At 48.1% G+C, this 21,334-nt stretch carries 16 protein-coding genes; 1 reads left to right on the top strand and 15 read right to left on the bottom strand.

Annotation, left to right across the window (positions count from 1 at the left end):
- Nucleotides 1-229: 229 nt before the first annotated feature.
- From NE536_RS04645 to NE536_RS04670, 6 genes are all read right to left on the bottom strand, one after another.
- Nucleotides 230-8,254: an Ig-like domain-containing protein gene (locus NE536_RS04645; protein ID WP_261271930.1), complete on the bottom strand. Its 8,025-nt coding sequence runs from the start codon at nucleotides 8,252-8,254 to the stop codon at nucleotides 230-232.
- 114 nt (nucleotides 8,255-8,368) lie between these two features.
- A complete protein-coding gene (locus tag NE536_RS04650) occupies nucleotides 8,369-8,965 on the bottom strand; it encodes a phage tail protein (RefSeq protein ID WP_261271931.1) in 597 nt (198 codons plus the stop codon).
- A gap of 220 nt (nucleotides 8,966-9,185) precedes the next feature.
- On the bottom strand, nucleotides 9,186-9,683 hold the full coding sequence (locus tag NE536_RS04655) for a GNAT family N-acetyltransferase (RefSeq protein ID WP_261271932.1): 498 nt from the start codon (nucleotides 9,681-9,683) through the stop codon (nucleotides 9,186-9,188).
- A complete protein-coding gene (locus NE536_RS04660) occupies nucleotides 9,673-10,833 on the bottom strand; it encodes a sulfotransferase domain-containing protein (RefSeq protein ID WP_261271933.1) in 1,161 nt (386 codons plus the stop codon). Before NE536_RS04660 ends, NE536_RS04655 begins: the two co-directional genes overlap by 11 nt.
- Nucleotides 10,833-12,878: a phytanoyl-CoA dioxygenase family protein gene (locus tag NE536_RS04665; protein WP_261271934.1), complete on the bottom strand. Its 2,046-nt coding sequence runs from the start codon at nucleotides 12,876-12,878 to the stop codon at nucleotides 10,833-10,835. The genes NE536_RS04660 and NE536_RS04665 overlap by 1 nt, the downstream gene beginning before the upstream one ends.
- Nucleotides 12,856-13,455 (bottom strand): aspartyl/asparaginyl beta-hydroxylase domain-containing protein, encoded by a 600-nt coding sequence (locus NE536_RS04670; RefSeq protein ID WP_261271935.1) that lies wholly within the window; start codon nucleotides 13,453-13,455, stop codon nucleotides 12,856-12,858. Before NE536_RS04670 ends, NE536_RS04665 begins: the two co-directional genes overlap by 23 nt.
- 167 nt (nucleotides 13,456-13,622) lie before the next feature.
- Between NE536_RS04670 and yrfG the strand changes: the two genes are divergently transcribed.
- Entirely contained in the window at nucleotides 13,623-14,285 is a 663-nt protein-coding gene (yrfG, locus tag NE536_RS04675; protein ID WP_261271936.1) for a GMP/IMP nucleotidase, read from the top strand.
- A gap of 67 nt (nucleotides 14,286-14,352) precedes the next feature.
- Here the strand turns inward: yrfG and NE536_RS04680 are convergent, their stop codons facing one another.
- From NE536_RS04680 to gspF, 9 genes are all read right to left on the bottom strand, one after another.
- Entirely contained in the window at nucleotides 14,353-15,114 is a 762-nt protein-coding gene (locus NE536_RS04680) for a type II secretion system protein N (protein ID WP_261271937.1), read from the bottom strand.
- A 14-nt stretch (nucleotides 15,115-15,128) separates the two neighbouring features.
- Entirely contained in the window at nucleotides 15,129-15,605 is a 477-nt protein-coding gene (locus NE536_RS04685; RefSeq protein WP_261271938.1) for a type II secretion system protein M, read from the bottom strand.
- 1 nt (nucleotide 15,606) lies between these two features.
- The gene (gene gspL, locus NE536_RS04690) at nucleotides 15,607-16,794 is read right to left on the bottom strand and encodes a type II secretion system protein GspL (protein ID WP_261271939.1); all 1,188 of its coding nucleotides are present in this window, start codon (nucleotides 16,792-16,794) and stop codon (nucleotides 15,607-15,609) included.
- Nucleotides 16,795-16,931: 137 nt separating this feature from the next.
- Nucleotides 16,932-17,930 (bottom strand): type II secretion system minor pseudopilin GspK, encoded by a 999-nt coding sequence (gene gspK, locus NE536_RS04695; protein ID WP_006084934.1) that lies wholly within the window; start codon nucleotides 17,928-17,930, stop codon nucleotides 16,932-16,934.
- Nucleotides 17,927-18,700 carry a type II secretion system minor pseudopilin GspJ gene (gene gspJ / locus NE536_RS04700; protein ID WP_063881980.1) on the bottom strand — a complete coding sequence of 258 codons (774 nt, stop codon included), beginning with the start codon at nucleotides 18,698-18,700 and terminating at the stop codon, nucleotides 17,927-17,929. Before gspJ ends, gspK begins: the two co-directional genes overlap by 4 nt.
- Complete coding sequence (gene gspI / locus NE536_RS04705) at nucleotides 18,681-19,049, bottom strand: type II secretion system minor pseudopilin GspI (RefSeq protein WP_006083643.1); 369 nt, start codon at nucleotides 19,047-19,049, stop codon at nucleotides 18,681-18,683. Before gspI ends, gspJ begins: the two co-directional genes overlap by 20 nt.
- Nucleotides 19,036-19,611: a type II secretion system minor pseudopilin GspH gene (gene gspH, locus NE536_RS04710; protein WP_115335981.1), complete on the bottom strand. Its 576-nt coding sequence runs from the start codon at nucleotides 19,609-19,611 to the stop codon at nucleotides 19,036-19,038. The genes gspI and gspH overlap by 14 nt, the downstream gene beginning before the upstream one ends.
- Nucleotide 19,612: 1 nt before the next feature.
- Nucleotides 19,613-20,047 (bottom strand): type II secretion system major pseudopilin GspG, encoded by a 435-nt coding sequence (gene gspG / locus NE536_RS04715; protein WP_006083645.1) that lies wholly within the window; start codon nucleotides 20,045-20,047, stop codon nucleotides 19,613-19,615.
- Nucleotides 20,048-20,110: 63 nt separating this feature from the next.
- Nucleotides 20,111-21,334 carry a type II secretion system inner membrane protein GspF gene (gene gspF, locus NE536_RS04720; RefSeq protein WP_115335980.1) on the bottom strand — a complete coding sequence of 408 codons (1,224 nt, stop codon included), beginning with the start codon at nucleotides 21,332-21,334 and terminating at the stop codon, nucleotides 20,111-20,113.

The following is a 21,334-nucleotide window of genomic DNA, read 5'->3' on the forward strand; positions in this document are numbered from 1 at the left end:
TCTAGATAAAAAAGCGATAAATTAAATAAGATAAGTGACAATCTTACTATCCTGTCTTTAATCTACAACCTGAATTTGTTACATGCTCCTAAGGGTAAGCCACAAATCCTTTGCGACATGCATCACAAACCAAGCCCAGCCTTAAGTGAACACCTTCAAAATATTCTCAAATATGATGTTTTTATTAGAGAGTAAAAAGGGGCGAATGCCCCTTTTGATATGCTAACGCTTAAAATTGATAACGTAGATTAAGCTGGTAACTGAGGAAGTCATTCGGCTCGATATCCACATACTGATACCCCAAACCAACTGACCAAGCGTCACTCACTTGATAACTAAACCGCAAACCCGCATACCAATCAGTACCATCGAGTTCTGTGGTTAAACGGCTATTGCCCATAGTGCTACTGATATCCGCTTGCCATCGAAATAATCCAATGGGTACTTCAAACCGCCAAGCATCATGCTGCAGTAAGGTTAAACGCAATCCCAACATCACGCCATCAGCCAGTACGGGGGTCACAGCTTTGACCTGCTCATGATATTGCGCCGGAGTCAAACTTGCGCCCTCAATCCGCGCACTTCCATTACCAAAGTCGGCATAGCCTAATTCGATTGCCACCATGGGAGTCCATTGATAACCCACACTTAAGCCAAACGCAGTATCTTTGTCATCAACCGATGTCACTACGCCCGCTGCAGCGTCAGACTGTAACTCTCGTCTGCCGCTATCAACCTGAGCTTGGCCGACAAAGCCCTCGACATACCAGTTATCAGCGGCATTCGCTTGAGTCACTGTGCTGGCGAGCAACACAGCACCCAAGACCACGTTATGTAATTCACGGCGGCGAATTAAACCCGTCGCAACGATCAAGCCTAATGCCCACAAGGCCATACTACCTCCTCCCGACTTGTTATCAATCACCACTTCTTGATAGGCTTTAACAGTAATCAACACTTGTCCTATTGCCTCACCACCCAGCCCATCACTAATTCGATAGCTCACAGTATCGACACCATCGAATCCTGTTTTAGGGATATAACGCAGCTTGTTAGTCTCCATGGATACTGTCCCTTGCTGCGCGGTTGCGCTGACTAAGGTTAAAGCATTGCCATCTGGATCGCTGTCATTACTCAACACATCGAGTAGCAAGCTCGTTCTGTCGTCGGTTGCGGCGCTCTCGTTGACTGCCGTTGGCGCGGTATTGCCACTCACTATCACAGTCAACTCACTACTTGCAGTACCACCTTTACCATCAGTAATGCTATACACCAGCACATCCGTACCGATGAAATCGGTTGCTGGCGTGTAACTTAGCTGCTGATTAGCCAAGATGACGGCGGTGCCGAACTCGCTGGTCACTTGAGTGACCGTCAGCGTATCACCATCGCTATCGGTATCATTGGCGAGCACATCAACATCGAGGCTCTGATTCCAAGGTAAAGAGGCCGTATCTGGGTTCGCCACCGGTAAATGGTTGCCATTGAGTATTACTGACACGCCACTTGGATCGACGATAGTACGGTTAGCGACGCCATCGTCATCGTTTGGACCGCCATCCTCTAGGGTTAACTGCACACACCAATGGCCTTCAGTTAATCCAGAAGTCCAACGACTGTCTCCGGGTGGAGGACAGAAACCACGCTCACCTTCACTACTGGCGACACTGTTGCGCTCATTCAGGACAAAATCCTTCCAACCATTTTGGGCTTGATACTTACGATATACCGCATTGGCTGGAATTGGCGAACGTTGTGGTATCACTAGACTGTAACTCTGCCCTTGTTGTGGCAATCCCGTCGCGATGAAGTCAAAAATACCGCCGACATTGGCCGCTATGCTGTCTTCTGGGACAAGATCAGGTAATAGTTGAATACCACTTTGCTCTTGCATCAGTGCAATATTACCTAAGCGTAAGCACACGCCAGCCTGCCCTTCAGCCAAGAAGTACACAGGCTGTAATTCACCTTCGGGCATAATGTTACAGTCGTTAATCGCATCCAAGTAATCAGGAATACCGTCATCATCTGAATCAGTAAAGCCTTCTTGAACATCTGGGATCAAATCACCGTCTGTGTCTGCGCCTGTCAATATAGGTAGGCTTGAACGTACAACAATGTAGACTTGCTCTGTGGTTGACTGCGCTGGCAAACCATTATCAGTAACCGTCACACTCACAGGGTAAATGCCCGGCAGGACAGATACTGGAGAGAAGAACATGCCCGCGTCATCGGATTGTAAGTTCAGCGAACCACTTGCCCATGTTGACGTTAAGCTATCCTGCATATTGGCGTCAGTGATATCAGCATCAATGCGTACATCACCGCCATTTTGCGCCACAATAAATTGGTGTACTCCCGCTTGAGTCACATCCAACGTTACCTTAGGCGCAATATTCGCTTCGGTGATCAACACCTGGGTTTGCTGCTTACTGGCCAAGTTCAAGCTAGGATCTAGACTAATCAGCACATCCTCATCCACTTCGACCTCACCATCTTCAAAGGTGCTAAAGCGGATCTCAGCTTGTTGGCCCGATGTCACTTCGACCACCCCATCAACCAAATCATGATCACCGCTACCTGCAGAGCCTGAAACGGTATAAGGCACAGAAAGTGGATATACGGGTGCGGCGCCATTAAGGTGCACGCTCACCACCACCTCATTGCCCTCACCGACAAGTTGATCTTTACTCAAGGAAATCAAAGGATGCACTTTCACCTTTTGTGCTTTAATCGCCTTATTACCATCACGATCTACAGCTTGCCAGTAAGCTAAGTAGCTGCCGGGTGCGAAGAACAGACTCTTATTCACCAGAGAAACGGGCAATGGATGACCGTTACGATCGACCGCTTTTGCGAAGCCAAGCTTAACGCGAGTAAATAGCCCCGTTGCATTCACATCGACATCGTCAGGCAAAGTGATCACTGGCTGATTGTCCGACTCAGTGCCTTCAATCAATACATTCACTTTGGCACTTGCACGCCCCTTGTTACCATCACTGATGGTATAGCGAAGCGCCACAGGCCCGACATAGGCTTCAGGCGCAGTAAAGCTCAAGCCCTCACTGGTGATTTGCACACTGCCGATATCCGCAGCCGCACCATCAATCGTTAAGGTATCACCATCGACATCAACATCGTTCGCGAGCACCGCAAGCGCATAAATATCATTGGCGGTACTTGTTAAGGTGTAGTCGTCATCAACCGCCTGCGGATCATCATTCACTGGCGTGACATTAATAGTTACAGTTGCAGGCTCGGAACTCAGCTCGGCATCCTTAGCAATAAAGCTAAACATGTCTGTTCCATTGAAATCCTTCTCAGGGGTATACAGCCAAACAGTGCCATGTTGCTCTAAGGTGCCGGATTCTGGCTGACTCACCACTTCATAGGTGAGCGGGTCGTTATCAGCATCTACGGCCGTTAGGGTTATCGTTACAGAACCGTCTTCTACCAAGGTCACAGTTGAGCTTGTCGCTACAGGCGCATTATTGGTATTGGTCACTGTGATGCTGAAGCTTTGCTCTGCCGTTAAGCCATCCGTGTCCGTCACTCGCAGTGTCACGGGGTGTGCGCCCACATCCGCATTGCCTGGCGTGCCACTTAACAGTCCAGTGGCAGCATTGAAGTTCAACCAACTCGGTTTAGTCACCGCGCTTAATGTCAGTACATCGCCGTCATCGGTATCCTCGGCCATGAATGTGTAGCTGTACGCGGTATCTTGAGTGGCGGCTGTGATGGCTGTTGAACTGATGATCGGCGCGTCGTTGACGTTCACTACAGTTAAATTAAATGCCGGTAAACTCGCTGACAAAGTGCCATCAGAAACACTAATAACAATCCCGTTAGTTACACCAACATCTTGATTGGACGGTGTACCTGACAGAGCTCCTATTGCTGGGTTAAAAGTCGCCCACACTGGTTTATTTAGGATGCTAAAGCTTAGTGTATCTCCCGGAGAATCAGCCGCTGTAGGCGTAAACAGATACGAAGCATCTTGGTTAATGGTTAATGTGGGTGAGCCCGTAATAGTAGGGGCAGAATTGGATGGCTGAGGTGTCACACTGTTTGATGCCGCAGAAACAGCACTTGTTCCTGCAGCATTAGTTGCGGTAACGGTAAAGGTGTATGCGGTGCCATTCGTCAAGCCTGAAAACGTGATAGGCGAAGCAGTACCATTCACAGTTGCGCCCCCTGGACTCGCTATCAAGGCATAGCTCGTAATTGCAGAGCCGCCGGTAGAAATTGGAGCTGTAAACGAAACAGACGCTGAACTATCACCCGCGACCGCAGTAACAGCAGTGGGCGCGCTAGGCTGTACAGGATTAACCGCAAATGTTCTGCTCACCTGTGTAGCAGGTAAATAGCTACTATCACCTGCTTGATCTGCATTAATAGTACAGCTACCTGCCGTCACAAAGGTCAGCACACCACCGGAGGTAATAGTACAAACGCCCGTAGTGGATGAAGTAAAGACAGGTGTTAAGCCTGAATCAGCTGTCGCCGTCAGTGTTGGCGTAGTACCAAAGTTTTGTGCACTAGGAGCTGCAAAAGTAATGGTCTGGGTTGCTGCCGGAGTAATCGAGTTAGATGCAACCGATGCCGCACCTGATCCAACTATGTTATTTGCTGTTACTGTAAAAGTGTAGCCCTGACCATTAGTTAAACCCGTTATCACAATTGGAGAAGCTGTACCATTTACCGGCGCCACATGTGCTGGGTTTGTTGTCACTGTATAACCTGTAATCACAGAGCCACCAATATTTACCGGAGCCACAAACGCAATGCTGGCTAGGGTATCGCCTGCCGTAGCCACTACCGACGTCGGCACACTGGGAGCAACTGGGTTCACGCTGAAAGAGCGGCTCACTTGCGATGCAGGCAGGAAGGAGGAATCTCCGGCCTGATCGGCATTAATGGTACAGGTGCCGGCAGTAACGAATGTTAGTGCACCACCGCTGGTGATGGTACAAACAGCGGTAGTCGATGACGTGAACGTTACCGCATAGCCAGCGCCAGCTGATGACGTAGCCGTCAACGTCGGCGAAGTACCAAAATTCTGCGCGCCCGGATTATTAAAGGTTATGGTCTGTGGCGCCGCTGGTGTAATGGAGTTTGAAGCCGCAGATGCCGCGCCAGGGCCTGCTGAGTTGGTGGCCGTAACGGTAAAGGTATAGCTAACACCATTAGTTAACCCAGTTACCGTAATCGGAGATCCCGCCCCGGTGCCGGTAAAGCCGTCTGGCGAGGACGTTACGGTATAACCGGTAATATTGGCGCCCCCTGCGCTGGCGGGCGCGACAAAGCTGATACTCGCCTCGCTATCGCCTGCGGTTGCAGCGCCGATAGTCGGTGCGCCCGGAACGATGGCATTAACGGCAAAAGATTGGGTAACAGTTGTCGCCGCATTGGTTGCGGCATCACCCGCCTGGTCGGCGTCAATCGTGCAGATGCCCGCTGTTACAAAGGTTAGGGCGCCGCCGGTGGTAATAGTACAAACCCCGGTAGTTGCGCTGGTAAACGATACAGCGTATCCGATGCCTGCAGATGAAGTTGCTGTTAGTATTGGTGCTGTACCAAAGTTTTGCGCACCCGGGTTGTTAAAGGTAATAGTCTGATTTGCTTTAGGTGTGACGGCATTCGACGCTGAAGAAGCAACGCTGGGACCCACACCATTGGTTGCGGTAACAACAAAAGTATAGGCAGTACCGTTAGTCAGCCCACTTACTGTAGCGATGCAGGCAGCAGGCCCAGCACAAGAACCAAATAAGCCGCCAGGGCTAGCGGTAGCGGTATACGTGGTGATCGCCGAACCACCGTTACTGCCAGGAGCGGTGAAAGTTACATCCACCTGGCCATCACCTGCGGTGGCTGTACCTATGGTTGGAGCATCCGGTGCGGTAAGAATTGACACTGAATGAGTTGAACCACTGGAGAATGCCGCAACAGTATTACCAGCATCATCCGCAACGTTGGTTGAAGCATTCAGGTTTACTTTCAAATCACCAGTGCCAGAGATGCTGGCGATATTCACATTAATCGCCGAACCGGAAGCTGCCGACACACTGGCAATGCTGCCTGCTGCCGAACCAGTACCCACCAGGGTAAAGTCATCTGTCGATACATTCGCTACCGATTCACTGAAGTTGGCGGTAAACGCCATGCTGGTATCACCCGAACCGGGTGAACCGCTGACCACAATACTGCTTACTGATGGCGCAATATTATCAACCGTGGCGTTTGTCGTATCTGAGGTTGCGGTGGTATTACCCGCGTTATCCGCTGCCGTCACCGATACATTCAGGTTGGTCGTATCAATCGCACCAGCCACAATCGGGTAGGTCGCAGTCCAGGTCCCACTGCTATTCGTTGCCACCACTGCAGCGCCGCCGCCAAATTGTGTGAAATTAACGGTGACGGAGCTGATGGTATCGCTATTGTTGTCGCCCCCTGCAGTGTTGTTCCAGGTCGCGGTGACAGTATCGCCAATTTTATAGGCACCGCTGGTTCCTGTTGCACCGGAAATGCTGATGCGTCCGTCGGTAACGGTAGGTGCCACGTTATCGACAGTAGCATTGCTGGTATCTGCAGTAGTAGCCGAACCATTCGCATTGCTGGCGGTGATGCTGACATTACGATTGGTAGCATCAATGGCACCTGCTGCAATGTTATAAGAGGCGGTCCAGATGCTTGCGTTATTGGTTGCAGTTACGGCAGCACCGCCGCCAAACTGGGAAAAATCGACCGTAACACCGATAATGCCAGCGTTATTATCACCACCTGCGGTATTGTTCCAGGTTGCACTGACAGTATCGCCGATTTTATAAGCGCCACCGGTGCCCGTGGCGCCGGAAATGCTGATATTGCCATCGGTGACGGTTGGCGGCGGAGGGGGTAAAGCTATAAAGCTACCGCCAGCAGTTCCCACACTTGTCGTCGTAGCTCCTGTGTTGTCGCCACTCCAGTTACTCACATTGGCAACCCGGTTAAGCCAGGTAGCTTTGTCAGCAGATGTCGTTGGGCCCGTGTATTGCACGTTATCTTGCTGGCTGGCACCGCCCGGCAGCCCAATGGCGTTGGTGCCATTTGTTAGCGCATTTTGACTACCAGTACCACCTGGCAATGTTGAATCCCGGAGCAACGTAAAACTGGCTGACGTGTTCCAGTTATTTGCATCAATATTTGTACCTGAGCTGTTATTTATGCCGAAGATGAAATAGGGATTATTGTCAGAATCCTGATAGATAAAGATGCCATCGCCTGCTAAGTTCATCGGGTCAGAAACTGAGTAGCCAGTGATAGCGATATCGGTTGTAAGGTCGGTGGATGTTGTGACGTTGGTTAGGGTTGTGGTCTGAGCATCACCCGTTCCACCGAGAAACAAATTAAATATTGCCCCCGCATTAATACTGCTGCTGGTTGTCCAGGTAATCAATCCATCACCCGTTGTACTTCCGGTAAACGTATCACCGGTGGCATTCCAACCCCAATCAGTAATCTTGATCACGGTGCCAGCAGGTAAACTGACCAATGTAGCAAAAGTGACGGTGTCATTGGTAGCGTTCCAGCCCAGAACAACCATGTCGCCTGCGTTAATGGTGTTTAACAAGTGCGGATAGGACTTATTGAGAGGTATCGTACTGACCTGTACAGAACCAATAACAGTTTCCAGTTGCCAGTTCCCGCCTTGTTTTGTATCGCCGGTCCAATCATCAGAGGCGGCAACACTGGCATTGGTTATACTGGCAATATTATTTAATAATGCTTTACCTTTTACCCCGGCTGCAACCTGACAGCCATAAATGTAAATACTGCCATTGGTGGCTAAGGCTTCACCTATAAAAGCTAAGTGATTGCGGGCATTATCAATATTGTCAGCCGACAACCAGGTATTTCCCGCCTGAATTTCACCATCGCGGCCATGAGAAATTAAATGAATTTGTGCGATATGGCGCTGATCGTAAAGCTCTTCGGCAATCTGGCTAACACCGTCGCGGTCTGCTTGCAGGATTCTTAGTTCAGCATCTGCAGGCAGGTCGCCGATCAGTTGCTGATAATCTTTAACTGCCGGGTCAACAAAAACCCATGTTGTTTTGTTTGTCGGCAGGCTTGGTTCTGCAGCCTGAATAGAGAACGACATTGTTGCCAGCGACAAAATGCTAAGCAATAAATAGCAAATCAAGCCACTTATATTAAATGCGATAGCAGCAAAATTTTTCATCCGGGAACAAAAGCTGTGATCAGACCGTGACATAGTATTTCCTTAATAAACAATATAGATTTTCGCTGGCGGGTATCCTTTACCCGCCGTCAAAAAAATAAAACATAGTGTTAAAGCCACGATGTTTAAAACCGCTCTATATCAACTTTAATTACGTGATGGATAAACACCCGTTAGTGCAATGATAAAGTTCATTCCAAGGTAAGGGCTGCGTGTCGGCACAGGTTGATTTGTGCCAGTGTATGTGCCCTGCGCTATTATATTTGCATTAAATGGCGCTAAGGTAGTGGAACTACCTGAATTCAGCGGTGCATAAAGGTCAACTTCAGCGCCTACAGCGGCATCGACAGCGGTGGACAATACACTGTTACTTGTTGGAGTTTTAGATGTACCGTCACTGGTATTTGCTGGTATAGCGATAGCTGCGGTACCAGTCAGTGAGACATAAAAACTGGGAAGTTGCGTTTGGTATAGCGTTACCTGTTCTGTGCCTAACGCCTCACCAAGTTGTATATCGCTTAATCCAGAGCCTGTGGGACGTGTGCTTATACCCACTGGACTGCGGCTTTGCAGGTTCGGCAATGCAAAAGTCGTTTGGCCATCGCCACCATAAATAGTGCCTAGAATTGAAAAAAGTGCGGTATGTTGCGAGATAGAAAGTAATTGCCCATTACAAAAAGCCCAGCCACGGGGAGCAAAATTACCTGCAAACATAGTGATTTCACCAATAAATGGATCTGACATTGTTTTTCTCCTTAAAATAACGATTTTGTCTAGTTAACGATTTAATTACTCACGACATTTAATCGACAGCGAGTTCCTTTAGCTGATTGCAACATCATCCACATCAATAAGAGGACCACTTAGATTGTAAAAACAAGAATAAAACAAAATAATTACAATTAAACATACATTAAAAATTGATAAACACAATCGGGCCCCAAAAAAATCAAGGTAAATGCTTTCACGTCAGTCCATCCCATCGCATCAACTCGTGGGTCTCAGAACAACTTTCAAACTTGAATCCATGCTGTAGGTAAAGCTTCTTCGCTCGCGTATTTTCCGCCTCCACTGATAAACCGACAGGTAAATGGCGTTTAATCGCCTCTTGCTTAATGTTTGCTAGCGTTGCCGAGCCAAAACCTTGTCCTCTCATGCTAGGTATCATAATTAAATCAACAAGATGGATTCTATACTCACTGATATCAAGCATCACTTTCCCGATGGTTTGCTGTTGATAGAACAAGATATAAGTGTTGGCATTTGGATATTGTTCCCGATAAGAGGCTTGCTGCAGTTGATATTGTTGCGCCAACATAGTGTCAACCACTTCACGGGGTAAACCCAGTCCATAAAAGAAAGGTTTTGTAGAATAAAAAAGCTGCGCCATAAATAGGTTGTCGTTTGCATTAGCGGCTTTAGCACTTAAACCTATTCGTGAATTGAACTCATCAAATATCATGCTTTTTATCCCAATATAAACGCTGCAACAGTTGGTTATAGGTCATAAATAATTGCTGCCACGATGGGCTTTGCAATTCACGAAGAGGGACTGGTTCATTTGATACAACAGGCGTAAATAGTTGCCCCTGCTGTTTTGCATCAAAACGCCAATGGTGTTGCCAGCGCTCAATCTCACCTTCAGATAATGGCCATCCTAAGATGGTAGAGAATGTTGTGGGTTTAAAATCTTTTAATTGATGATAATCAAGTAGAATAGCTCGAGAAGATTGGTATAAAGCGGCAGATAATTGCGCAAAATGCTGTAAGACGGTGGTACGAAATTCATCTAAGCTAGGCTCAGTATTTTCCATCTGTTGAGTATGCAGTTCAGTTGGAAGTAAACTTTGCCCTCCAGCCATATGTCTCCCTGCAACTCGTTGATGAGAAAACATAATATCCTTAGGATTGCGTATCAAGCATAACACTCGGCTCTTAGGGTAAAGTTCGAGTAACATGGGCCAGCAGGCCAGATCCCATGCATTCCACTTGATCACTAACTCACGCTCGCCCAGCCTCAATCGCCCCTGTAGTCTTAAGCATAAATCGACGAGCTGAGGTTTTAGTTCCAAAGGCCAATGGTCATCATGCATAACATCGCTGCATAGCATAGGTTCGGAGAGCACTCGGCAAGTTTCGAGCAGGGCAAAGCTGCTCGACACTAGTGTCGAACCACAACGGGACCAGTGAAAAATCATCAAACTTGGATTTACGATAGGCAAACTTTCGCGTTGGGATAATAGGGGTTCGAGCAAAGTTTTAGGTTGGATAAAACTGGCGAGCAAACAACGACGAGCATCACTGATATCGTCCTCTAAGAAGGGTTTAGATAGCCTATGAAATGCCGGAACCCAACTCACCGTTTTATGTTGTGAGTGATAACGACAAGGGAACCAGGCTTGACTGAAGCGATCTAAATCTGGAATAAAGCTATCTTGCTGCAAAGCAATAAATGCGAGCATGTGTTCCAAATTAAGCTCTGGCCAAGCAAGAAAATCCGTCATCAGCGCGATAAAATGCTCTACATCATTCGCTTGATGCAGTAAAAACAATGACTCAGGTTGATGTAACAATTGCCAATAGCGTTGCTGTTGTTCTTTAAAATCAACCATTAGGAAGCCATAGGGTAAAAGTTAATGTATTGCACCATACGCGGTAACGTCCCACGATTAGGACTGGCGCCGTGGGGCAAGGCATGGTGCCAAATGATTAAATCGCCCGCTTTAGCCGCTATAGGTTTTACTTGCCAGCGATGCCAATCCTGTTGCTGAAGCTCAATATCAGGCTTGCTCTGTTCGAGAAGCCACTCCTCTATCTTGAGATGAAATCCGGGGACACAACAGAATGCGCCTTGTTCGGCACTGGTATCGGTTAAATAAATTAACCCTTGAGTCGCAAACTTAACGGGTAGCTGTAGCGGCATATCCCAGTGCATATCAGGACCGGGGAAATGCCAAGTTGGCGTTTCAGGTGGATTAAAGCTGACTCTATCGGTTGTCATTACTAAATCAGTTCGCTGCCACAATTGTTCAAACACTTGACGGATTTTGGGGACTTGTCGATTCGCATCTAGTTGCGGATGGCGAAACAGTTGCAGCATTATTTTCTGCATAAACTCATGAGGTTGATACCAAGTGGTGGGATCTTGTTCATTGGCTCCTAACTGCTGCCAAATAAAATCTCGAGTTGCGACGCATTGCTCTGCCGTGAGTACTTGCGGGATCACTAAGTAGCCTTCACTTTGCCAAAAATTGAGTTGTGACTCACTGAGTACTGCCGCCGGATTTGAGTCTTCAACCTCTGCTGAATTGAAGTCTTCGACTTCTGGTACTGTGACCGATGGCGTTAATCCATTGGAAATAGCGCCTAATTGCTGATTAATCCCTGCAATATCCGCGGCTGTTAGCTTGGCGATTTGCTGAATGTAAGCGACAAAAGCTGACTGATGATCGTTTTGATATAAAGCTCTCAGACCCGGCTCTAGCCCTATTCCACAAAGATCCAGCAAGGTTTTATCTAAGTGCCATTCATTAGCCAGTTCAGTGAATGGCACTCCCCGTTTGCGTAGCTGTATCTTTTGCCAAAGCCGCTGCAAATGATAAATGCCTAAGCAGCTCAGATCGTCACTCGACACCAGCACTGGTTTTTGCTCTATAACATCAAATACAAAATCGGGATGAGTACCCTGCTCATATCGAAAAGCAAGGCATGAGAGTGGCTTAAGCCAATGTTCACGTCGATATCGAGGTAACGTGAGTTGAGATTGGTATTCGCTCAGCATGGAATTACCATAGACTTGAATGGAAGTCGTGAACTTAAGCGTTACCGCACTCGGGCTGAAATCGGGCAATAGTAATGTACCAGCCAAGAAACTGCGGTCTCCACTGGCAAGCAAGCGTGCTGTTTGTAGGTTGAGCGCGAATAACGGCCCTAAATAATGCGTCTCCACAAAATCCTGCACAGTACGACACTCAAGCCAAGCTTCTAACTCAATATTTTGCGGGATGAGCACACCATCATCTGCAAGATACGCCTGTAAATGGGTAAAAATTTGCACTTGCGGCTCCTGTTGCAACAAGTGCTTCATGGTTTCGGAAAGAATCACATCAAACTTTACGACTGTATTTGGCTGCCAAAGCGTGGCATCCGCACAGACACTCTCCACCACACGATCAGCCAAATCAAAGTGTTCAATAAGCTTAGTGACTTTATCTAACGAGGCTTGATGAATGTCGAGCAAGGTCACTTGAATTTGACTCGCAGAAAATAACGGCAGCAGAGGTAATAATAACCAAGCAAAAGGCCCTGTCCCCGCATATAAGATGTTCACAGTCTGCCCGGGATGAGCCTTTAGACGATCTTGTATTGCTTGATAAATCCCTTGTATAAAGACTCGGCCCCGCTCGGGATCTTCGGCACACTGCGCTGCGGTAGTGAGTGACACCGCCTTACCAAAAGGCGTATGGCTCGCCTCAGTATCCAAAAAAGACTCGGGGTGTAACTCCACTGCCGCTATTTGGCACAACTGCTTCAGCATGGGATCAATGAGCCGTTTAGACTCCCCTGCTGAGGTCGACAGCAGTAGCGAATTAGCAAACTGAGTTAATACAGCTACATCCAAACTATGCCCTAATTCAAGCTCTGATCTTTGCAGCATCGATTAACTCCCTTAACCAAGTATTGACCTCGCAATCAATCACTAAATTGATCCGCGCATCCTGCCCTTTATTTTCAACCCAATGGACTTGGTCGGCATTGATATACCAAAGCTCTCCGGCCTGCATGGGTACACGTTTATCGTCCACGTAAAAGTTGAGTTGCTCATTCGTTTGCAGTGGCAAATGTAATCTTGCCTCGCCTTGTTCTAGGCAGAGTCCTTGATCTCTATGGGGCTTTATCTCTGCCCCCGCATGTAAGCGCATCAAGCGCACGGATTTCACCGGACAGGCTAAAGATTTGATCACACTGAGTAGCGCAGAGCTAGATTCGAGGCAAGGCAGATCTTGCCAGTACTCCTGTGTAGCTATGGAGAAGGCTTGCAAGATAGGATGCGCGGCTTGATACTCAGCGGCGCAGCGCAAAGCGAGCACATCCCAACCGCCCAGCTCCCCTTGCCGATAATCACGCTGATTTACGTGGGGTAGCCAATTTTGTCGCAGCAAAGCATTAAGCTCTTGCTGTAAACTTAGGGAGTTTGGAACTTGAGCTAATAGGGCAAAAGAACAGATATCCATATCCAACCGCTTAATTTTCAGACTAAAAATAATTAGTCATCCAAGACTAGCACAAAGATATGAGCATACAAGTTGCGTGAATAATCATAATGACAGCCGTTGAAAATCACCCTGCTCACGCGTCAATCGCAGGCGTTGTTCAGCATGCAAAGAATAGGAAATACCCAATGTTTAACTGGAAGACTATCGATACAGTTCTGCTCGACATGGACGGCACTCTATTGGATTTGCACTTCGACAACCATTTTTGGCTGAGTTTAGTGCCGCAGGAATTAAGCAGGCAACGGGGTCTGAGCGAGGACGAAGCGCAGCAGTTAGTCGTAAATGCCTATGAAAAAGTCGTCGGCACACTCGATTGGTACTGTCTCGATTATTGGCAGGAGCAGCTACAACTCGACATTATGGGTTTGCATCGCACTTTGGTGGATCGCATTCAGCTGCGCCAAGACAGTATGCCGTTTTTGGCGGCCTTAGCCGCTGCGGGTAAACAGCGGATTTTGGTGACCAATGCCCACCCTAAGAGTCTCGCCCTAAAGCTTGAACATACCGAACTAGCAACAGGGCTCGATGCCATGATTTCCAGCCACGAGACAGGTTACCCTAAGGAACACCCACAATTTTGGCTCACCATATTTGAAAAGTTTCAACTTGAGCCAAGTCGCTGCCTCTTTATCGACGATAGCGAACCCATACTCAAGGCTGCTAAACTTGCCGGCGTAGGTCATCAGTTGGGGATTGCTAACCCAGACAGTAAAAAGCCAGTCAAAGTCTTTCAAGATTTCCCCGCGATTACCGACTATCACTCGCTACTCAAGGATCTAACACAATAAAAAAGGCACCTAAGGTGCCTTCGTTTTCATTCATAGTGCAGATCTATCATTGCGCGCTGAAACAGCGCTATAGCCCAGGAATACGCCCCTGATATATCACAGGGAAATAACCGTCGCTACCGCGTTTGCCTAGCATATCCAGTGACTTACGCATATCTTCTGGTTGCTCAGCCGTTTCTTTAATCTTAGCTGCTACTTTGACCATATTGCCTTCGTCTAACTGCAAAGTGCCGACGATACCGAGCTGGTTTTTGGCTTCATCTGTGGCTAATTGCGCTTTGCCATCAACGCAACTCAGGCCAAGTTCGATATTGCCTAGTGGATAATTGCCAAACTGGTTTTTAACGTTGGTTTGATTCAAAAACAGCTTACCAGACAACTGCTCGCACCAAGGTTTACCTTGCTCTAACGTCTCGACTAATAGGCTGACTTCACCGGAGATTTCGGTTTTAAAGGGCAGTTTTGCATTGCCGAGTAAAAAGCTATCTGGCGCTTCGAAACGTAACCCCTGCGCACTTAAGCCACCCATGGACCAAGAGATTAATCCCTTAGCACTGACAGGCGTTGCACGGCTGCCCACTTGAAAATCAACTTTCACTTTACCTAACAACAAGGCCCAAGGGCTGAGATCCCAACGCACTTGTTCTAACTGGCGTTGCGGCATACTTAAGGTTTCTATGCTGCCAGACCAAATACTGCCGCTCACACCCGAAACACTGATATTGGCAGGTAATGGCGCTAACGCTATCGCAATCTTAGCGGGAAATAGAACGACTAAAAATACTAAATAAATCAGTACGCCTATGATGACTTTTTTTATCAAACTCACAGCTACACCTTAATTTATTGCGACAGTTGGATACGTCTAACTTTGACATAGCCAGGGGCATCGGCCTCTGCCAAATCAACACTTTCGAGTGAAAGTCCTTTTTTCTGCACTAACTCACTCAAATAACCTAACAAGGCATCAAAAGGAACATCGTCCATCCACACTTGGATCTTATCGCCTTGGGGCTGCATGCGAGTAATCACTAACCCATAATTGCCCGCAGCCTGGTTAACCACTGAGCTTAAACTGCCCGACATAGTCTGTTTAGCACCGTTCTGCTTCAAACCCGCAATTTTATTCGCCGTTTGTTTTACATAGTTCAACGTCTGTTGCTGTGCAGTAAGGTTACGTAATGCATCGGCTTCGGCAGTGGCGATTGGCGTCCAAACACCCCAATAAAAAATACCTATGACTAAGAATACCGAACAAAAACCGACTAACTGCTGCTCGCGCGATGCGAGCCCTTGCCACCAAGTCCGCAAATTATCCATCTTATTTGCTCCTCAAGGTTAAGGTACTGGTTACTTGATCTTCACCGCTATTCATAGTGCCGCCGTCGAGTTGGAAACGACGACCAACGATCTCTTTAAACTTCTCGATTTGCGCGTAGTTTTTCGCACTCACTTGCATGCGGATCTCGTTACGTGCGCTTTCGAATCTTAAGCTATTAGGTTTAAGTTCAGGCACTTGCTTAAAGGCATCCTGCAAACCATCGAGCATGGCAAAAAACTCGGCGCCACTGCCCTGTCCCTGCAATGCGCGTAATTGACTTTCCATCTGCGAACGCAGGTTAACAATGCGCGAATTCCCCGGCACCACTTGCTGATAAATGGATTCGCTCTGAGCTTTAAGATCGGCAATCTGACCATTGACTTGATGTATGGTCAGCCCTTTATTCACTAAGGCCAGCACACAAGCGATGGCGATAACGATGGCAGCGCTCTTCCACATCATCAACTGTTTGCTGTATTCACGCTTAGGCGTGTAAACGCCGCCCAGTAAGTTAACTGGCGCATGCAAAATACCGCGGGCTAACACTAACATAGGTAGCTCAAGTGACTGCGGCTTAAGCTCAACACCTTCGAGTTGCATATCGGTATAACTGGCGACAGACACTTCGCCCTGTGCGGGCCTAAGTTGCTCCAGCGCAATCGGTAACCAAGGCAAAGGTAAACTCTGGCCTGTGGCTAATCCGGTACGCAGTAATAGTTCATTACCAAAATTCATTGCCGCCCATTGGCACTCTTGCAATGGTAAGGCTAAGCAGTCGGGTACGATGCGCTTCACTTTTAAACCCGCCTCGGTCAAACAACTCAGCCAAGTCTGCATTTGCTCATGGGCCACGGCAACCACGCTTAAGGCATCGCCATCACGCGGGCCGACGGTAAAATGCATGGCATCGACGTCCTCGGCTAAAGCTTCTTCGAGCATAAAGGGCAAGGCTTTCAAGGCTTGGCGTTGGCCTTTTTCGGGTAAATGCACGCTAGTGAGTGTCATTGCCGCGGCGGGCACTAACACATCGACGGGACGGTTACCCGCACGCTCAGTTAAGGTCGACAAACCTTGGGCATTGGCGAGCTCGCCAGAGGCGATAATTTCCTGTTCTTGCTCAGACCAAACGAGCCATGAGCATGCTTGCTCTGCTGTTCTGCCCAAGCGAATAAATAGCCGTTCACTCACAGTTTTTCTCCACCAGTCCCAGTCAAGAAAGCGTGACTGAGCTCGTTGCTATTATTTTTGTCCACCAGATTCTGCCGGGTGAGCACTTCCATTACTTCTGGCCACCAACATCAAACCCTGCCGGGTGAGCACTGCCATTATTTTTGTCCACCAAACTGACGGGTGAGCACTTCCATCTTGTTGCCGCCGCCCTTTTTGAGCACGCTTTCCATTCTAAACACAGCGTTATCGACTTTCGCCCCCGAGGCCAACAGAAAATATTGGCTATCGATGACAAAACTCGACTTCATGGCACCTTCCCACTTGATCGAGCCCATAGATGAGCTTTCATAAAAATCTTCGATTTTGTCAAAACCATCGCCGGGGCGTTGGTTGATGATACTTTCTGCTTCGCCGACCGAAATCTGATTATCGAGCATGCCAGCTAACAGCGCCGCTTGCTCAACTTCCACAGTATTGACGTTAAGCAATTGCCTATCATTGCCTGGGATCACACAAACATAGGGCAAGAGTTTCAGATAGATATCTTGGGTGTATCCCATCACAGCGCGTAACTCACTGCGATGATTCATCAGCGTATTGGCCGCACGGTAAGGCACATTACGCGATTCATATTCAGCATCTTCGGCGCCGTAGGGGCTGGCCGTCATGTCTTCGTCGATATAATCTTTTAAGGTCTGAGTCAGGCGATCCGCACTAAAGTCGTCCATCCCTAAGCTCACCAACAAAGCCTTATATTGCTTCGCCGCCAAGGGCAGCTTAGGTTGACCGTTTTCCACCTCTTTCGTGGTCGCAGATAAGGCATTTAAGTTGAAACAGGCGCGCATATCGGTGATCTTGCCCGCGATTTCACCGTATTCCGCTGGAAACACCACATCGGCCATGGCCCAATATTGTTGCCTGTGGACTCGACCTTCAGAGTCATCTAAATCTTGTTTTAAAATCTTCTTCGCCAATTCTTCGGCGGAAATCGCATACCAATAAGCTTGATCGTACTGAGCCAAGTTTAAGGTTCGGCGCATGGACAACTGATTACGCCCAGTGATATTTGTCGCGATGATCACCACCATAGCCACTATCAAGAGCACAACGATCAGTGCAACACCGCGCTGTTTAGACCGAGATTGGGTTCTCATTCGCGGCCCTCGGCATCAGGATCACCGTCTCCGGTATCGCCAGAATCTGGGTCACCGGAACCATTGCCTGTTCCACTGCCGTCGTCGTTTTTATCTTTGTTAGCATCGTCCGGATTTTCGTCTTTATTATCATCATCCTTAGACTTTTCAGGTGCGGCAGCGCCTAGCGGCAGCAAGAACTTACGTTGGATCTTGCCTAAGCCTTCAATCTCAATCTCCATGGCGATCGCTTTAGGCAACTTAGTCGCCTCGACTTTGCGCTCCCACTTGTCATCCATAAAGAAGGAATATTCCACCGACAATACTTTATCTATGACTACTGTCTTAATCGGCTCGGCGCCAAATTCAGGCTCAGGATAAGGAAAATACCAACGCTCCAGTCGCCCTTCGTGCACCACATACGCCACAGACTGCAAGCTGCCCCGCGGTAATAAACCGTCGGGATTTAACCAACCTAAACGGTAAAACACTAAGGCTTCTGATTCCGAGTCTAAGATATCATTGCCCGTTTGGAAGACGGTCGAACCTCGACCCCCTTCGAGTAATCTGGGTGTACGCGCCACCATTTGGGCGAGATCACGCTCAATCGCACCAAAGCCTTGCTGCAGGGCTTTAAGCCGAGTCGAGAAAGTGCGCGTCACTTCATCGTTAGTCAGCACAGTGCTGAGCACGGCATTAGAAGCCAAACCTATCATGGCGAAAATCGCGATGGCGATCAGCATTTCTAGCAGGGTAAATCCCCGCTGCGCACTAGTCAGTTTTAAGGACATAACTGCTCACTTGTGCTGCAATACGCTGATATCGTTCGTCTTCACTCACGCTAATCCGGATCATACGAAAATTATCGTCCGTGGTTTTCACCACTTCCTTACGCCAATACCAATCCTTTCCTGCAAGTTCGACTTGGCCTTCTTTTTTACCGATTTCAGGAAACTGCGGCTCGAGTCTGGCATCGACCATCTGATTGTCGGCTACCCACTGTGCCAAAGTGCGCGATTCCAGAATTGGCATGTTGGCCATCTGCTCGCCCAAACTTTTAGTGATCGACACGGCCGCAATCGAAAACACGGCAAGGGCCACAATCACTTCGAGTAACGTCATGCCCTTAGCGCGTTTCATCGGGACGCCCTATGGTTAATCTGCCCAGCGCATCGCCGACCACTAACGCTTCGACCTGCTGACCTTTGTCAGTTTTGGTGATAAACGTCAGCTCAAAAGCGCTCATTTCACCGCTCGGGAATAGCATGACCTGTGGCTCAGGATGTTTCTTCTTGTCATCGGCAGAGGGCTCAATCAGTGGTTCTTCAAACCAAGAATCGTCTTCTTCATCGTCTTGTACCAAGGGCAAACCATCGAGCACTAAGTTCATCACGACACCCGGCTCCATCTGCTTTTCAGACAAGAGTCTGTCTTTATCCAAAGGCTCCCACTTACCGTCTTTATAAAAAACAAACTGATAACTGGTTTTCTCAATCACAATACCAATAAATTGGCCACTCAAAACGGTCTCATCGAGCACCATTTCAGTGGCAGCGATAAACTGCCGCGCCGTTCTATCTAGGGCCTGTTGTGGGCCCGAATTGCCGATAGACATAGTCACAGCCGCTGCCGTGAGTCCCATCAACAAGATCACTAGCATCACCTCCATTAAGGTGAAACCAGCGTGGCGCAGCTTTAGCATCTTATTGGAAATTCTGTAAATTCCAGTTACCGATGTCATCTTCGGTACCTGGTTGACCATCTGGGCCTGCTGTGAATATATCTAGCTTGCCGTTTTCGCCAGGGCTGAGCAGCAAGTACTTATTGCGCCATGGATCTTCTGGCAGACGTTTGACATAACCATCTTCACGGTAATTACGTGGCTCAGGTGAAATCGTTGGTTTTTGCACTAAGGCTTCTAAGCCTTGCTCGGTCGTCGGGTAGATGCCGTTGTCTAACTTATACATGTCTAAGGCATTTTCGAGTGCGACTATGTCAGATACTGCTTTTTGTTGGTCAGCTTTATCTTTGTTACCCATTAAGTTAGGCACCACCATAGAGGCTAAAATCCCTAAAATAACAATAACCACCATCACTTCGAGTAAGGTAAAACCTTGATGTTTCTTGTTCATTTGCATCGACTACTTCTCCTAAAAAACCCTATGCCAATCGACTTGGTCATAATCCATAAATTCAAAAAATTAACCGCTAATCAAGTTATTCAAGGCTAAGATTGGCTGCAGAATCGCCATCACGATAAACAGCACCACACACGCCATACTCACCACCAGCATAGGTTCAAATACCCCTAACGCTATATTGACGTTGCCCTCGAATTCCCTGTCTTGGTTATCGGCGGCGCGTTCTAACATTTGCTCAAGCTGGCCACTCTTTTCGCCCGAGGCAATCATGTATAACATCATTGCCGGAAACAACTTAGTATTAGTCAATGCCGCACCTAAGCTAGTTCCTTCACGCACCCGCGCAGTCGCATCATCCACTGCGGCCCGTACTCGCACATTCTGCAATACTTCACTGGCGATACGCATACCGTCAAGCAAAGGCACAGAGCTTGCGGATAAGATACTTAAGGTCCGTGCAAAACGTGCCGTATTTAAGCCCTTACTCACGCGGCCAACAACTGGCATGCTCAATAAAAAATTGTCGTACTTCATTCGAAACGCAGGCGACTTTAACATGCGCCGAAAGAGCGCGAACAGCATCACTAGGGCAATGACCACAAACACACCGTAGTTTTGCACAAAGTCAGAGGCCGAAATCAAGAAGCGGGTCGAAGCGGGTAACTCGGCGCCCATGTGTTCAAACTGGCCAACGACTTTCGGCACCACCGCAGCCAGCAGGATGGAAATCACCCCAATCGCCACTGTGGTCAATACTGCGGGATAAATCATGGCTTGGGTCAGCTTAGATTTAAGCTGTTGGCGTCGCTCTGTGTAATCTGCTAACCGATTAAGCACCACTTCTAAGTGACCGGATTTTTCACCCGAAGCCACCATGGCACGATATAAATCATCGAAAATATGCGGAAATTCAGCCAAGGAGTCGGCCAGACTATAACCTTCCACCACCCGCGAACGTACCGCCATAATCATACTTGCAAGGCGATCTTTTTCGCATTGCTGACCAACGGCCTTGAGGGATTCTTCAATCGGTAAACCCGCGGCCACTAAGGTCGCGATTTGACGGGTGATCAAGGCTAATTCAGCAACCGAGATACCCCGTTTGAAAAACGCAAAGCTGCTGCTTTTGGCTTTGGCTTCTTTTTCAGAAACAGGCAGAATTTCTAAGGGCATCATGCGCTGATCGCGCAACTGGCTGCGGGCGTGTCTGGCGGTATCCGCCTCGATTACACCCTTAAGCTGCTTTCCCTTTGCATCCAATGCCTTATATTCAAATGCTGGCAT

It is taken from the genome of Shewanella septentrionalis, assembly GCF_025370265.1.
Lineage (GTDB): Bacteria > Pseudomonadota > Gammaproteobacteria > Enterobacterales > Shewanellaceae > Shewanella > Shewanella hafniensis.